Consider the following 15,358-nt stretch of genomic DNA (forward strand, 5'->3'; position numbering starts at 1 on the left):
ATGACGTCAGGTGTGGACCAGGCGTCCACCGGCGAACGCCCAGTTCTCCCAGGTCGTTTCCTTGAAGCAGACCATGACGTTCTCGGGATTCCGCCCCGCCGCCCGCAGGCGCTGCATCAGGTCGGCCAGCAGCGCCTTCTTCACCTTCACGCTGCGCCCGACCGACCACAGGATCTCGATCAGCACGAAGTCTTCGTCGCGTGCGCCGGCGACATCGGGGTAGGCCGGATCGTAGCGGAAGTCGTCGTCGGACAGCTCCAGCACGCGCTGGAAACGGTCGGTCGCCGGCACGCCGGAGGCGACCAGCGCGGCATGCACCGCATCCAGCACGGACGATTTGAAAGCCGCGTCCTTCGGCTTGCGGACGGTCACGGTGACCAGGGGCATGGCGCAACTCCGGCGGGATGAAGATCCCAGCCTATCCCGCCGCGTGTCCCACAAAAGAAGACGCCGGCCACGGGGGCCGGCGTCGGGTGGCCGGTCCTGGGAGGGACCGGCCCGGGGAGGAGCGTTTACTTCGTGATGTCGACGTCCTTCGTCTCGCGCAGGAACAGCGTGCCGATGATCAGCGTCATCACGGCGATGCCGATCGGGTACCACAGGCCGTAGTACAGGTTGCCCGTGGCCGCCACCAGTGCGAAGGAGATCGCCGGCAGGAAGCCACCGAACCAGCCATTGCCGATGTGGTACGGGAGCGACATCGAGGTGTATCGGATCTGCGTCGGGAACAGCTCGACCAGGTAGGCGGCGATCGGGCCGTACACCATGGTCACGTAGATCACCAGGATCCAGAGCAGGAAGATCGTCATCGGCACATTGATGCGATCCGTCGGTGCCTTCTCCGTGTAACCGGCCGCACCCAGCGCCGTCTTCAGTTCACCACCGAACGCGGCGGTCTTGGCCTTCACGTCGTCGCCGGACAGGCCGGCGGCTTCGAACGACGCCACCGAGGCATCGCCGACGCGCACCTGCGCCAGCGTACCCGCCGGGGCGGATTCCACGCTGTACGGCACGCCGGCACGGGCGAGGGCGGCAGTGGCCTGGTCGCACGAACTGGTGAACTTGCGCGTGCCCGGGATCGGGTCGAACTGGAACGAGCAGGTGTCCTTGTCCGCGACCACCACGGCCGGCGAATTGCGGCTGGCCTCTTCCACGCCCGGATTGGCGAAGTGGGTGATGCCCTTGAAGATCGGGAAGTAGGTCACCGCGGCCAGCAGGCAGCCCGCCATGATGATCTTCTTGCGACCGATGCGATCCGACAGCCAGCCGAAGAACAGGAAGAACGGCGTGGCGAGGAACAGCGCGGCGGCGATCAGCAGGTAGGCGACGGTGGAATCCACCTTCAGGATGCTCTGCAGGTAGAACAGCGCGTAGAACTGGCCGGCGTACCAGACCACGGCCTGGCCGGCGGTGGCGCCGAACAGCACCAGCAGCATCAGCTTCAGGTTGCCGCCCTTCAGCGAATCGCGGAACGGCGTCTTCGAGCCCTTGCCTTCGGCCTTCATCTGCTGGAACAGCGGGGATTCGCTCAACTGCAGGCGGATCCACACCGAAATGCCGAGCAGGATGATCGACGCCAGGAACGGAATACGCCAACCCCAGGCCTCGAACGCCTCGGTGCCCAGCGACAGGCGGCAGGCCAGGATCACCAGCAGCGACAGGAACAGGCCCAGCGTCGCGGTGGTCTGGATGAAGGCCGTGTACAGGCCGCGCTTGCCGTCAGGCGCATGCTCGGCCACGTAGGTCGCCGCGCCGCCGTACTCGCCGCCCATCGCCAGGCCCTGTGCCAGGCGCAGCACGATCAGGATGACGGGCGCCGCCATGCCGATCGATGCGTAGTTGGGCAGCACGCCGACCAGGAAGGTCGAGATGCCCATGATCAGGATGGTGACCAGGAACGTGTACTTGCGGCCGATGCGGTCGCCCAGGCTGCCGAAGAACGCCGCGCCGAACGGACGGACGAAGAAGCCCGCCGCGAATGCCAGCAGCGCGAAGATCATGCCGGTGGTGGGATTGACGCCGCTGAAGAACTGCTTGGCGATGATCGCCGCCAGCGACCCGTAGAGATAGAAGTCGTACCACTCGAACACGGTGCCGAGGCTCGAGGCGAAGATGACCTTCTTGTGGCCCTTCGTCAGCTCGCCCTTCGACGAATGCTGCACGGACGTGGAACTCATGTGGATTCCCCTCAGAATGTGTACTTGACGGTGGTGTGCAGACGCTTCAGGTCGCCCTCGCGGTCATCCTCGAGCGAACGCTGCCCGTAGATGAGCTCCGCGCCGATATCCAGTTTCGGGAACGGCGAATAGATCAGGTTGGCGTGCATGGACTGCGTGCGCTCGGTGACGCCGAAGCCGGTCAGCGCGGCGTCGTTGTCGAAATGCGAGGCCGCATACATCAGGTTGGTGCGGATCTTCGGGCTGAACACGTGGCGCCAGGCGACGAAGCCGCCGTAGCCATCCAGTGCGCTGATGTCGCCATTGGCTTCGGTCACCACGTCGCTGCCGACGCCGAAGGCGAGGTAACGGCCGATGCCCTGGCCGGCATTCACCGCATAGCGGATGTCGTCGCTCTTGCCCAGGTTGAACTTGCCCGACACGCTGACGGACGCGCCGGTGTCGGTTTCGTCCAGCACCTTGAACTGGCGCACCATGCCGGCGACGGTGAAGTGGCCCCAGTCGCCCTTGGTCAGCCAACGCGCGGTGACGTCCGGCATGGCGTTGTCCCCGCTGTTGAAGCGGGCACCGGTGCGGTACGGCGTGACGGTGGTCTGCGGGTTCTCGGCCGAGAACGACCACGCGCCCTTGGTGTAGCGGACCTGCGCCTGGCGCACGAACACCGTGCCATCGGTGGGACCGACGAAGTCGACGGCGTCCGGCAGCGCGGCCACGTCCATGAAGTTGGACCAGGTCTGGCCGGCCAGCCAGTTGTTCCAGCTGACGTACGCGTGGCGAAGGCTGACGGCGTAGGTGTTCGTCGCGGTCTCGTTGCCGGCCAGCGCATTGCTGCCGCCGCCGAAGAAGTCCATCTCGACGAAGCCCTTGAACTTGTCGCCGCTGTCGGTCACGTGGTCGGCGCTCAGCCAGAAACGCGAGAACTGCGCGTGGAAATCGGTGTACGCATCGCCACCATCGGCGCCCGCACCGGCCACCGGAATCGTGCTGGGCACGTAGAACAGGCGCCCCGACGAGCCGTCCGCGATGCGGCCGTCGCTGGTATCGGTGGCCATCGCATCCATCTTGATGAAGCCGCCATAGGAGAACGTACTTCCCGGATTGGCGGCGGTCAGGATGGTGGTGCCCTGGATCGGCTGCTTGCCGGCGGGCAGGGCGGCGGGTGCGGCGGCCTGCTTGGCCTGCACCTGCGTCACCTGCTCCTGCGTGGTGGCGATCTGGGTCTGCTGTTGCTGCTGCGCGGACAGCAGCAGTTGCACCTGCCGCTCAAGATCGGCGACGCGCGCCTCCAGCGCTTTTTCCTTGGCGGTCTGTGCGAACGCCATCCCCGGCGCGATCAAGGCGACGAACAGCGCGGCAGCCAGCGGCCGTCGCGCGATTGCGGAACGTTGGGTCATAACCCCTCCCGAAAGGTTGATGGCCGCGTTGCGCGGCTGGAGGGAGACTTGCCCCTGCGTGCCGGCACCGCCTATTCGCCATTAGTCGTAACGGCAGTGCAGCAAACGCAAAGCCCTGCAAAAACAGGGGTGCGACGCTCCGTCGGGGCGCGCGCCGCGCGCGCTTTACGACCATCGTCTAATCGCGATGCTGCAATGCCGCACGTCGGTATGCGTCAAACTCGAACCCCCGGATGCGCCGGCGCCGTTACCTGGAGGCGCGCCGTCCGCCTTGCTTGCTTCAGAATCGACGCATTACTTGAACGTCCCGGGAGGACCTCATGACTGACCTGTATCCGGTCAAGCCGGAATTCGCCGCCAAGGCCCGCATCACGCGCGAGCAGTACCAGCGCGACTACCAGGCTTCGATCGACGACCCCGACGCGTTCTGGGGCAGGGCCGCCGAACGCCTCGACTGGTTCAAGAAGCCGACCCAGATCAAGGACGTCAACTATGCGCTGGATGACTTCCGCATCCGCTGGTTCGCCGACGGCGAGCTCAACGCGAGCGTCAACTGCCTGGACCGTCAGCTGGCCGAACGCGGCGACAAGGTCGCGTTGTTGTTCGAACCCGATGGCCCGGATTCGCCGTCGTATGGCGTGACCTATCGCGAGTTGTACGAGCGCACCTGCAAGCTGGCCAACGCGCTGCGCGCACTGGGCGTGCAGAAGGGCGACCGCGTCACCATCTACCTGCCGATGATCCCCGATGCGGCCGTCGCCATGCTGGCCTGCGCGCGCATCGGCGCCATCCACTCGGTGGTGTTCGGCGGCTTCGCGCCGAACTCGATCGCCGACCGCGTGTCCGACTGCGCCAGCAAGCTGATCATCACCGCCGACGAAGGCCTGCGCGGTGGCAAGAAGGTGCCGCTGAAGGCGAACGTGGACGCCGCATTGAAGCTGCCGGGCACGAACTCCGTCGAGACCGTGCTGGTGGTCCGCCACACCGGAGGCGCGGTGGACATGCAGATGCCTCGCGACCGCTGGTTCGACGCCGTCGTCGATGCGCAGCCGGCCGAGTGCGAGCCCGAGCGCATGAACGCCGAGGACCCGCTCTTCATCCTCTACACCTCCGGCTCCACGGGCAAGCCGAAGGGTGTGCTGCACACCACCGGCGGTTACCTGCTGTACGCGGCGTACACGCACGAGGCCGTGTTCGATCTGCGCGAAGACGACATCTACTGGTGTACCGCCGACGTGGGTTGGGTCACCGGCCACAGCTACATCGTCTATGGCCCGCTGGCCAACGGCGCCACCGCGGTGATGTTCGAAGGCGTGCCCAACTACCCCAGCGTGTCGCGCTTCTGGGAAGTGATCGACAAGCACAAGGTCACCATCTTCTACACCGCGCCCACCGCGATCCGCGCGCTGATGCGCGAAGGCGAAGCACCGGTGAAGAAGACCTCGCGTGCCTCGCTGCGCCTGCTGGGCAGCGTCGGCGAGCCGATCAATCCGGAAGCGTGGCGCTGGTACTACGACGTGGTCGGCGACGCGCGCTGCCCCATCGTCGACACGTGGTGGCAGACCGAGACCGGCGGCATCCTCATCACCCCGCTTGCAGGTGCGGTCGACCTCAAGCCAGGCTCGGCGACGCTGCCCTTCTATGGGGTACGCCCCGCGCTGGTCGACGCCAACGGCGAGCAGCTCGACGGCGCGACCGAGGGCAACCTGGTGCTGCTCGATTCCTGGCCGGGCCAGATGCGCACCGTGTACGGCGACCACCAGCGCTTCATCGACACTTACTTCCGCACGTATCCGGGCACCTATTTCACCGGCGACGGCTGCCGTCGCGACGCCGACGGGTATTACTGGATCACGGGCCGCGTCGACGATGTCATCAACGTCTCCGGCCATCGCATCGGCACCGCCGAAGTGGAAAGCGCGCTGGTCGCGCATCCGAAGGTGGCCGAAGCGGCCGTCGTCGGTTTCCCGCACGACATCAAGGGCCAGGGCATCTACGCCTACGTCACCCTGAAGGCCGGCGAAGCGCAGAGCGATGAACTGCTGAAAGAACTGGTGGCCTGGGTGCGCAAGGAGATCGGGCCGATCGCCACGCCGGATCACCTGCAGTGGGCGCCGGGCCTGCCGAAGACGCGTTCGGGCAAGATCATGCGCCGCATCCTGCGCAAGATCGCCGAGAACGCACCCGAGCAGTTGGGCGACACCTCGACACTGGCCGACCCGTCGGTCGTCGAATCGCTGGTCGCCGAACGCAAGGTGAAGTAACCGGCTGCTGGGGAGGGCAGACGGGCTGCACGGGGCGGGACACGCCGCCCTGTGCAGGCAACGCATCAAGGATTACCCTTTCCCATCACGATGGATCGCACCGCCATGCCCACCCTGTTGATCGCCGACGACCACCCGCTGTTCCGCGAAGCCCTCCGCGGCGCGGTACAGCGCGTAATGCCCGGCGTGAAGCTGCATGAAGCCGACAGTGTCGACGCGCTGTACGTGCTGGTCGACGCGCATCCCGACGCCGACCTGCTGCTGATGGACCTCAACATGCCCGGCGCGCACGGCTTCAATGCGTTGGTGCACCTGCGCGCGCTGCATCCGCAGCTGCCGGTCGTCATCGTGTCCGCGCGCGAAGAGCCGGCGGTGATGCGTCGCGCGCTCGACCATGGTGCGCTGGGTTTCATTCCGAAGTCGGCCGATTCCGACACCATCGGCCAGGCCATCGGGGCGGTGCTCGACGGCGAACGCTGGGTGCCCGAAGAAGCGCACAACGCGCCCGCCACCAGCCGCGACGAGCAGGAAACGGCACAGCGCCTGCGCGACCTGACCCCGCAGCAGTTCAAGGTGCTGCAGATGCTCGGCGCCGGCCGGCTCAACAAGCAGATCGCCTACGACCTGGGCGTGTCCGAAGCCACCATCAAGGCCCACGTCACCGCCATCCTGCGCAAGCTGCACGTCACCAACCGCACCCAGGCCGTGCTCGCCGCCGGTCGCCTGGCGGTGGATCCGGACGGCATCGTGCTGCCGCCGGAAGAGGCGGAATAGGGCGCGCCGCGGTCGTTGCGCCGATCCGCGCCAGGCTATCGACGCGGTGCCACCGACATGCCGAACAGTCGCATCACCGTTCCAGTCAACAGCGCGCCGACGATGGCGCACGGCGTGCCCCATAGCAGTACCGCCACGTAGATCATCGACGCACCGCCGCCTTGATAGGGACGCACGCAATCGGTGTAGTAGGCGAACACCAGCCACGGCGCGAACAGCAGGCAGGCGCCGGCGGCCCGCAACGGGTTAGCGGTGAACAGCGATATTACCGCCGGTAGCAACGGCACCAGAAGAAACATGCCCAGCACCTGCAGGAACGCCAGCAGCGTATGGTCGTAGCAGCCGGCGCTGTTGAAGGCCTGCAAGGCGATGACGAATGCGATGGCAGCGATACCGCCGATCAGTGCGTGCTTGCGGGATATCCTCATGTACGTCAGCTCCCTACCGGAGACGTGGTCGAAAAGTGGAGTGCATCGAGTCTGCCACGATCCTGTGGCGCGGCTACTTGCCCCAGCGCGGCGGCTCGCCCTTTAGCCGACAGATCGCGATCAGCGCCAGCAGCACGGCCCACGTGCCGATCATGAAGGGGACGACGTGCCGGTCGGGTGGAAACAACAGGAAGACAGAGACCAACAGCGCCAGAGACACACCATAGACCAGCCACCCCTGCCATCGGATCGGCAAGGCCCAACCCCAGCCGGACCGTTTCGCCCGGAACCAATAGTCGTCCTTCTGCATGCAAGCTCCTGATGGCATATCCGACGTTCTTCAGCACAGCATGCATGATCTGATGCATCGTGTGCGCGGCTTCAAGAACGATCGCCGCCTCTGGCTCTGGTTTGCCGTATTCAGCAGTCTGCGTGGCTCGTGTGCTACCGGCCCAGCGTCCTCAGTCGACAGGCTATCCGCCGTGATGTCCAGCGCCTTGTGTCTCTCCGCGACGCGGATACGGTTCGCCTGAACTGTCAGGCTCGACGGGGATCTGTTGGCTCAAGCGAACGACGTAGGCCTTGAAGGCATCGCTGTAGCGATGAATGGTTCTTGAGTCTGGCTTTGGCATGGGGACACTCCTGAGGGTTAGGTCAAGGTGTCCACTAAACCGTAGGAACTACCGGTTCGGCTTGAATGACTTGTTAGGTGCCGGCTACTGAGCTTGGACCAGCACGCTCCGCAAGTTTGGCGTACGACCGGAACAGAAGAATCGTACCAGTCAAGCCGAGCGCGGCACCCGAAAAAGCCAGCAAAGTAGAACCGCCAACTAACGCCCAGTACGCCGTCTCTCCGAGCTGCAGCACATAGAGAGGAATGGAAGCAGCGCAGTAAAGCACACCAAGTGCGCTGCCAGCAGCCAGCCAGCGAAATGACGGATGCCCGTGTCGTCGGAGTGCACGAGCCTGAAGCCAAAGCATTGAGGATTGAACGATAAGGACGAACGCGGAGGTGAGCGCGCCTAGCAGTGCAGAAATTTCCATTTGCCGTGCCCTCCCCAAGGCACCTAACACCGGAATTAAGCCGACCCGCGAAGCGGGTTCGGCTTGAATGAATTGTTAGGGCTCATGAACCGATGTGTCCAGTAGAACGCCAGACCCGATATCGCCCCAGCAAAAATGGCCATGAGCAGAAAGGTGAACGCGAGGGCGACCCCATCAGGCTCACGGATGAGTGCTGAGACAAGAGATATCAGTGGGATTGGGCTGGCAGCAATGGCTCCAGCTATCAGAGCTGGAACCGCTCTAAACATGCGCTTATGAACTAGGAAAAGGCCAATTGGCAGTCCGACGATCATGACGTAAGGGATGCAGACGACAAATGCAACAAAGGCAGTGAAACCGAGATCTATACGGTCAGCGGGGACATTGAGCCACATAAGCCAAGCGGTAAGTGTGGCCGTGATAGCGGCGGTCCCTGCACAGATTAAGGTTGCTAACGGTAGCGCCAATGCCTGTCTCATGAGCCCTAACACCTAGTAGACCCCATTCCGGGGTAATAGCGCCGAGTATTCAGCCAAGAGGAATGGGCGTCAACGAGGGCTGGGGCTTGCCGGACAAGCGCTCCGCTGCCTTTGCAGCGAGGCCTTCATTCCTGAGACGCCCGTGTTATCAGGCAGAAGCGAGGAGGTTCGGGATTATCAGGGCCTCCATCTGGTGATAGCAGGCTGGGTGAATTCATGAGGCGACCGGCGGGGGACGGTGTAGATCGCGTACTGACTGTCATCCGTGCGTTCCACGTGTCGATTCATGGTCATCATTCGCATGAGTCGATTCAGTTATCGGACGAGGGCGGTGCATCCGGTACGTGGTGGGCGGCGAGGAAGGCGCGCAGGGAGGCGGGCTTCACGGGTTTGGTCAGCAGGCGGTAGCCGCGTTCGCGGGCTTCGCGCTTGAGTTCGTCGCGGCCGTCGGCGGTGAGCAGGGCGCCGGCGATGGGGCCGGGGCTGGCGGCGCGCAGGGCGTCGAGGGTGGCCAGGCCGTCGAGGCGGTCGTGCAGGTGGTAGTCCACCAGCATCACGGTCGGGCCTTCGGCGATCTTCTGCAAGGCTTCGTCGACGGTCGTTGCGGTGATGACCTCCGCCTGCCAGCGGCCGAGCAGGGCCTGCATGCCGTCGATGATCTCGCGATCGTTGTCGACGCAGAGCACGCGCAGTCCGGCGAGCGAATCGCTGCCCAAGGCAGCGCGTCGTGTGCTGCGACGTTCGACGACGTGCGCGCCGCGGGGGACGATGATCGAGAACATGCTGCCGCGATCCACGGTGCTGCGCGCGTCCAGTTCGTGCTGCAGCAGGCGTGAGATGCGCTGGCAGATCGACAGGCCCAGTCCCAGTCCGCGCTCGCCCCAGTCGAAGGGTTGCTGGTAGCGGTGGAACTCGTCGTAGATCTGCCGCATGTGGTTCTCGGGGATGCCGGGTCCCGTGTCCCACACCTGCAACGCGATGCGGTCGCCACGAGCGCGCATGCCGATCACGATGCGGCCGGCACGGGTATAGCGCAGGGCGTTGGCGAGGAAATTCTGCAGCACGCGGCGCAACAGGCGTCGGTCGCTGCGCACGGGAATCGAGCGCGCGTGGACGCGCAGCGCCAGTCCGCGCCCGGCGGCGACCGGGGCGTACTGCGCCGCGAGTTCACGCAGCAGTTCGCCAGCGTCGAAATCGGTGATCTGCGTGTGCAGGCCGCCGGCATCGAGGCGGGAGACATCCAGCAGGCCATCCAGCAGTTCCTCGGCGGCGCGCAATGAGGCATCGACACGTTCCGCCAGGTGCTTACGCTCCTGTGCCTGGTCATCGGAGCCCTGCTCGCTGTCGCGCAGGGCGCTGACGAACAGGCGCGCGGCGTTCAGCGGTTGCAGCACGTCGTGGCTGATCGCGGCCAGGAAGCGCGTACGGGATTGCTGAGCATGTTCGGCCGCTTCGCTACGCTCGGCGACACGCTGCTCGAGGGTTTCGTTGGTCTCCAGCAGCAGCGCTTCGGCATGCTTGAAGTCGGTGATGTCGTTGTAGCTGGTCACGTAGCCGCCACCCGGCAGCGGCTGGCCGCGCATCTCGATGACCTGGCCATCGGCGCGCACGCGCTCGAAGATGTGCGGCGAACCGGCGCGCATGTAGCGGATGCGCTTGTTGATCTGCGCGTCGATGTCGCCATCGCCCAGTTCGCCGCGCTCGGCGTTGTAGCGGATCAGGTCGGCGACGGGACGGCCAACGTAGAGCATGCCATCGGGGTAGCCGAACATCTGCTGGTAGCGGCGGTTCCAGGCCACCAGCCGCATGTCGGGGTCGACGACGCTCACGCCTGCGCTGATGTTCTCCAGCGTGGTCGACAGGATTTCACGGTTGAAGCGCAGTTCCTGTCCGGCCTGGTCGAGGACCGCCACCACTTCGCCCAGTTCCATGCCCGATCCGCGCAGCACGCTGGTCAGCACGATGCGCGCCGACGCCGCGCCGATGGCGGCCGCGAGCAGGCGTTCGGTGAACTGCACCCAGGCACGGTCCGCGGGGGCGTTGGGTTGCAGGTCGCGATCGAGCAGGTGCGCCTGTTCTGCGAACGCACGGCGCGCATGGCGTTCGCCGACGACGCGCTCGGCCAGTGTGCGCAGGTCGCCGATGCGCACGCTGCCCGGCCACTCGCCGGCCACCAGGGCGGGGCGTTGCGCGTAGGGGTCGAGGAAGGGCGCGGCGCGCAGGCGCTCGTCCACCCCGGGGCGCGAGCGCGCGGAGACGATCATCATCGCGCCGGTGTTGACCAGCAGCGACCAGAACGTCCCGTGCGTCAGCGTGTCCCAACCGCTCAGGCCGAACAGTTGCTGCGGGCGCAGCCAGCGGATGCCGAACGGGCCGTCGTGCAGCCAGAGCACATCGAACCAACCGGCTTGCGTCATCGTCGGCAGCAGCAAGGTGTAGATCCACGTGGCGAAGCCGAGCACCATGCCGACTTCCACGCCGCGGCGGCTGGCACCGCGCCAGTACAGCCCGCCGATCAGGCCCGGCGCGAACTGCGCGACGGCGGCGAAGGCCATCAGGCCATACGACGCCAGCGTGCTGTCGTTGCTGCTGCTGCGGTAGTACGAGTACGCCGTCAGCGCGAGCAGCAGGATCGTCACGCGGCGGATCCACAGCACGCGCGAGGCGACGTCGGCTTCGGCGTGGTGGTCCGCCCAGCCGCGCCGCAGCAGCACGGGCATGATCAGGTCGTTGCTGACCATCGTCGCCAGCGCGATGCTCGCCACGATCACCATGCCCGTGGCCGCCGAGAAGCCGCCCACGTACGCGATGATCGCCAGCGCGGTGCGGCCTTCCGCCAGCGGCAGCGCCAGCACGTAGCTGTCGTCGGCCACGCTGGTGCCGCCGAAAAGCGAGGCCCCGGCGGCCGCCACCGGAATGACCATCAGCGAGAACAGCACAAGGTAGGCACCGAACAGCCAGCGGGCCTTGCGGATGTCGCCCACGTCGCTGCATTCCACCACCGCCACGTGGAACTGGCGCGGCAGGCAGACGATGGCGAGGAAGCCGAGCAGCGTCTGCGCGATGAAGCCCACCGGCGGCGCATTCTCGAACAGCGTGCGTGCCGAATTGGTGACACGGAAGGCGTTGTCGTCCAGCCACAGATAGGCGAACACGCCGACGGAGATCATCGCCACCAGCTTGACCACCGATTCCAGCGAGATCGCCAGCATCATGCCGTGGTGATGTTCGGTGGCATCGACCTGGCGCGTGCCGAACAGGGCGGCGAACAGCGCCATCAACAGTGCGACGTACAGCGCGGGGTCGGTGAAGAAGCCATGCGCACTGTCGCCGCCTTCGCCGCTCAGCACGCTCAGGCTCATCGCGACGGCCTTGTACTGCAGCGCGAGGTAAGGCACCACGCCGATCAGCGCGATCACCGTGACCAGCGCGGCCAGCCGGCGCGAGCGGCCGTAGCGGGAGGAAATGAAGTCCGCGATGGAGACCGTGTTCTCGCTGCGCGCGATCAACGCCAGCCGCTCGATGATGCGCCAGCCGAACAGCAGCAGCAGGATCGGGCCCAGGTAGATCGGCAGGTAGCCTAGACCATTGCGCACCGCGCTGCCGACCGCGCCGTAGAAGGTCCATGACGAGCAGTAGACCGCCAGCGCCAGGCTGTAGACCACCGGGCGCAGCCACGGGCGGTCCGGGTACATCGGGCGGCGGTCGCCCCACCACGCCACGCCGAACAGCAGCGCGGCATAGCCGATCGACACCAACAGCAGGATCCAGCTGGAAACCAACGCCCTCTCCCGGCGCTCAACCCGCCGCCGAGTGTACCGGCTGCCGGGTGGCGCGGCGGCGGATCAGGATGCTGTCGGCGACAGCAGTTCGCGCACGGCGGTCTCGGCCTGCCCGCGCAGTTCGGGGATGGCGATGCTTTCCCAGACGCAGCCGATACGCAGGCTGCCGAGGATGAAGATGCGCGGCTGCACGTGGCCGTCGGCGTCCACCATGCGGCCGTCGCGCGCCGCTTTCAGCCCGATGCCGTGCGGCCCCGGCTGCGCATGGCCCTTGCCGAGCAGGTCGTGCAGCAGGGGATTGCGCATGGTCTGGGCGCGCATCTCCACGCCGGTGGCGTTGACGACGTAGTCGACATCGAATTCGTCGGTGCGGCCGTCGCGGGTGTGCGTGGTCACGCGCAGCCGGCGGCCTTCGTTCATCACCGTGTCCAACCGTCCGCGGTGGAGACGCAGCTGGCCGCGGTCGAGCAGCGCCTGCAGCATGGCGTGCACCTCCGGCGCGATGCGATGGCGGTGCACGTCCCACTGGCGCACCACATGGCGCAGGAAACGCCGCTGGTCGTCCGTGGACATCGATTGCCACAGCGCTTGGCCATGGGGGCGGACGCGCTCCATCACGGCCTGCCAGGGCAGGCCATCGGCGACGGCCTGTCGCGCGGCCTGGCGCAGGAAGCGCAGGCGACCACGCAGGTCGAGGGCCTGCAGCGGGGCGGGGTCGAACGTCGCCGCGCCGCCATGGCAGTGCGGCAGCGGCAGCAGCGCATGCCGGGACAGCACGTGGACCGGTCCCGCGTGGCCGTTGTCGGCCAGGCTCAGCACGGTGTCCACCATGCTCAGGCCGGAACCGACGATGCAGACTTCGGCATCGGCCGGCAGGGCCTTCACCGCGTCGAAGTCCCACGCCGCCAGCGAGCGACCTTCCGGCAGCTGCGGTGCGCCGCGCGCCGGCAGCGGCTTGGGCGTGTTGCCGACCGCCATCACCACGCCGCGCGCCAGCAGGGCGCCATGTGCCGCCAGATGCAGCGTCGCGCCGTCGGCGCGTGCGTCGAGCTCGGACACGATGTCCCGCACGATCTGCAGCGACGCCGGACTGGCGGCGATCATCTCGTGCAGGCGCGTGCGCAGGTAGTCGCCGTAGCGGCGCCGTTCGATGAACGCGTGCGCCAGGTCATGGCGACCGGGGCCGCCCGCAGGCGTGGTGGCGACGACATGGTCGAGGAAATCCTCGGGGCGGTCGTCGAAGGCACTCATGCGCGCCGCAGGTACGTTGAGGACATGCTCGCCATGCGTCGTCGCATAGGCCACGCCCTGCGCCAGCACGTCGCGCGGTTCGATCATCACGATGCGCAGCGGCGTGGTCGCCTGCCGCAGCGCCTGCATCGCCGCCAGCACGCCACCCGCGCCACCGCCGATGATGGCCAGGTCGCAGGGCGGCAAGGGAAGGTTCGTCTCGGATGTCATGCCGTCATTGTAGGCGAACGGTCGATGACGTCCGCGCGCCGCTACATCAGCGAGTCCGCCAGCCGCGCGATGCCTTCTCGACTGCGCTGCCAACCGGGACGACGGCGCCAGGCATCGCGGTCGACCGCGTCCGCCTGCGCCAGGTACTCGGCCTCGATCGCGCGAATGCGCGCGACCACGCCTGCGTCATAGCAGACCAGGCCGATCTCCGCGTTGAGCGCGAACGAGCGGATATCAAGGTTGATCGAGCCGACCAGCGCGATGTCGTCGTCCACCGTCAGGTGCTTGGCGTGAAGGAAGTGCGGGCGATACAGCGCGATCTTCACTCCGCAGGCGAGCAGTTCGTCGTAGTACGACTGCTGCGCCCACGCGGTCAGCGTCTGGTTGTTGGTGGCCGACAGCACCAGCTGTACGTCCACGCCGGACAGCGCCGCGATGCGCAGGGCGCTGAGGGTCGCGTCGTCGGGAACGAAGTACGGCGTGGTCAGGACCACCTGCCGACGCGCGAGGTGGATCAACGCGTTGACGGTGTCGCGCGCATTCTCGAACGGGTACGCCGGGCCGCTGGGCAGCAGCTGCGTCGACACGTCCTCGGACTGCACCGACAGGTCGGGCTGGACGGCCAGGCGCTCGCCCGTCTCGATGTACCAGTCGCTGGCGAACACCCCTTCCAGGTGCGACACCACGGGCCCCTGCACGCGCGCCACCAGTTCGCGGTTCGGGTGGCCAGCGACGAACACGGCATCGGCGAGGTTCTGCGAACCCACGTAGCCGATGCCGTTGTCGATCACCGCCACCTTGCGATGGTTGCGCAGGTCCATGCGGCCACTGCGGCGCCATTGCAGGCCGCCGGGCAGCATGGCGTGCACCTGCACGCCGGCCATGCGCAGGCGCGCGGCGTAGGCATGCAGGCCGCGCTTGGCGCCGACGGCATCGAGCAACAGGCGACAGGTCACGCCACGCCCGGCGGCGCGGCACAGCGCATCGGTCACCGCTTCGCCCACTGCGTCGTCGAACATCAGGTAGTACAGCAGGTGCACCTGCTGCGTGGCGGAATCGATGTCGTCCAGCAGGGCGCGCAGCGAAGCGTCGTAGTCGTCGAGCAGCGCGACCGCATTGCCGTGCGTGGGCATGAACGCGCCCTGGCGTTCGATCAGGGGCGCCATTTCGGCGGCGGCGCCGTCGCGAGGAGTCCAGCGCAGGGCGCTGAGGGGGCGCTGTTCTTCGCGGATCACGTCCGATGCGCGCGCCTGCCGCTCGATGCGTTCACGCGAAAGCCACGGGTGGCCGAGCAGCAGGTACAGCGGCAGGCCGAGCAGCGGCACGAAGCCGACCAGCAGCAGCCAGCTGCGCGCGGCGGCCGGGGTGGTGCGGCTGGGAATCCACCACAGCGCCGCCAGGCGGATCAGCCAGTCGAGGATCAGCAGCGCGGTGCCGTAGGACCAGTCCATGGGGGGCGGGTATCCGTGGGGGGATGCCTGATTCTGGGCAGGCAGACGGCTAAATGAAAACCCGCCAAGGAATCCTTCTCCCCGCTTGCGGGGAGAAGGTGCCC

The 15,358-nt window shown here is 66.6% G+C and carries 10 protein-coding genes; 2 read left to right on the forward strand and 8 right to left on the reverse strand.

The window, feature by feature from the left end:
• Positions 1–6 precede the first annotated feature (6 nt).
• The 3 genes from Q0907_RS13030 to Q0907_RS13040 all read right to left on the reverse strand — a co-directional run bounded on the left by Q0907_RS13030 (position 7) and on the right by Q0907_RS13040 (position 3,571).
• On the reverse strand, positions 7–387 hold the full coding sequence (locus Q0907_RS13030; RefSeq protein ID WP_299345427.1) for a tautomerase family protein: 381 nt from the start codon (positions 385–387) through the stop codon (positions 7–9).
• A gap of 125 nt (positions 388–512) precedes the next feature.
• On the reverse strand, positions 513–2,177 hold the full coding sequence (locus tag Q0907_RS13035) for an MFS transporter (protein ID WP_299345430.1): 1,665 nt from the start codon (positions 2,175–2,177) through the stop codon (positions 513–515).
• Between the two features lie 11 nt (positions 2,178–2,188).
• Positions 2,189–3,571: a DcaP family trimeric outer membrane transporter gene (locus Q0907_RS13040; protein WP_299345433.1), complete on the reverse strand. Its 1,383-nt coding sequence runs from the start codon at positions 3,569–3,571 to the stop codon at positions 2,189–2,191.
• A gap of 320 nt (positions 3,572–3,891) precedes the next feature.
• Here Q0907_RS13040 and acs point away from each other — a divergent pair, with 320 nt between their 5' ends.
• Together acs and Q0907_RS13050 are read left to right on the forward strand one after the other, a co-directional pair.
• Entirely contained in the window at positions 3,892–5,835 is a 1,944-nt protein-coding gene (gene acs / locus Q0907_RS13045; protein ID WP_299345436.1) for an acetate--CoA ligase, read from the forward strand.
• A 105-nt stretch (positions 5,836–5,940) separates the two neighbouring features.
• Entirely contained in the window at positions 5,941–6,609 is a 669-nt protein-coding gene (locus tag Q0907_RS13050) for a response regulator transcription factor (protein ID WP_299345439.1), read from the forward strand.
• A gap of 35 nt (positions 6,610–6,644) precedes the next feature.
• Here Q0907_RS13050 and Q0907_RS13055 read toward each other — a convergent pair whose 3' ends face one another.
• The 5 genes from Q0907_RS13055 to cls all read right to left on the reverse strand — a co-directional run bounded on the left by Q0907_RS13055 (position 6,645) and on the right by cls (position 15,254).
• Complete coding sequence (locus Q0907_RS13055) at positions 6,645–7,037, reverse strand: Na+:solute symporter (RefSeq protein WP_299345442.1); 393 nt, start codon at positions 7,035–7,037, stop codon at positions 6,645–6,647.
• Between the two features lie 73 nt (positions 7,038–7,110).
• Complete coding sequence (locus Q0907_RS13060) at positions 7,111–7,347, reverse strand: hypothetical protein (RefSeq protein WP_299345445.1); 237 nt, start codon at positions 7,345–7,347, stop codon at positions 7,111–7,113.
• A 1,524-nt stretch (positions 7,348–8,871) separates the two neighbouring features.
• On the reverse strand, positions 8,872–12,342 hold the full coding sequence (locus Q0907_RS13065) for a PAS domain-containing hybrid sensor histidine kinase/response regulator (RefSeq protein WP_299345448.1): 3,471 nt from the start codon (positions 12,340–12,342) through the stop codon (positions 8,872–8,874).
• Between the two features lie 63 nt (positions 12,343–12,405).
• Complete coding sequence (locus tag Q0907_RS13070) at positions 12,406–13,803, reverse strand: FAD/NAD(P)-binding protein (protein ID WP_299345451.1); 1,398 nt, start codon at positions 13,801–13,803, stop codon at positions 12,406–12,408.
• 41 nt (positions 13,804–13,844) lie between these two features.
• On the reverse strand, positions 13,845–15,254 hold the full coding sequence (gene cls / locus Q0907_RS13075) for a cardiolipin synthase (RefSeq protein ID WP_299345454.1): 1,410 nt from the start codon (positions 15,252–15,254) through the stop codon (positions 13,845–13,847).
• Positions 15,255–15,358: the final 104 nt, after the last annotated feature.

It is taken from the genome of uncultured Pseudoxanthomonas sp., from assembly GCF_947498795.1.
GTDB lineage: Bacteria > Pseudomonadota > Gammaproteobacteria > Xanthomonadales > Xanthomonadaceae > Pseudoxanthomonas_A.

Coding starts and splice junctions, on each gene's coding strand:
- Q0907_RS13055 (WP_299345442.1), bottom strand. CDS start 7,037: ATGAGGATATCCCGCAAGCACGCACTGATCGGCGGTATCGCTGCCATC.
- Q0907_RS13070 (WP_299345451.1), bottom strand. CDS start 13,803: ATGACATCCGAGACGAACCTTCCCTTGCCGCCCTGCGACCTGGCCATC.
- Q0907_RS13060 (WP_299345445.1), bottom strand. CDS start 7,347: ATGCAGAAGGACGACTATTGGTTCCGGGCGAAACGGTCCGGCTGGGGT.
- Q0907_RS13035 (WP_299345430.1), bottom strand. CDS start 2,177: ATGAGTTCCACGTCCGTGCAGCATTCGTCGAAGGGCGAGCTGACGAAG.
- cls (WP_299345454.1), bottom strand. CDS start 15,254: ATGGACTGGTCCTACGGCACCGCGCTGCTGATCCTCGACTGGCTGATC.
- Q0907_RS13040 (WP_299345433.1), bottom strand. CDS start 3,571: ATGACCCAACGTTCCGCAATCGCGCGACGGCCGCTGGCTGCCGCGCTG.
- Q0907_RS13050 (WP_299345439.1), top strand. CDS start 5,941: ATGCCCACCCTGTTGATCGCCGACGACCACCCGCTGTTCCGCGAAGCC.
- Q0907_RS13030 (WP_299345427.1), bottom strand. CDS start 387: ATGCCCCTGGTCACCGTGACCGTCCGCAAGCCGAAGGACGCGGCTTTC.
- acs (WP_299345436.1), top strand. CDS start 3,892: ATGACTGACCTGTATCCGGTCAAGCCGGAATTCGCCGCCAAGGCCCGC.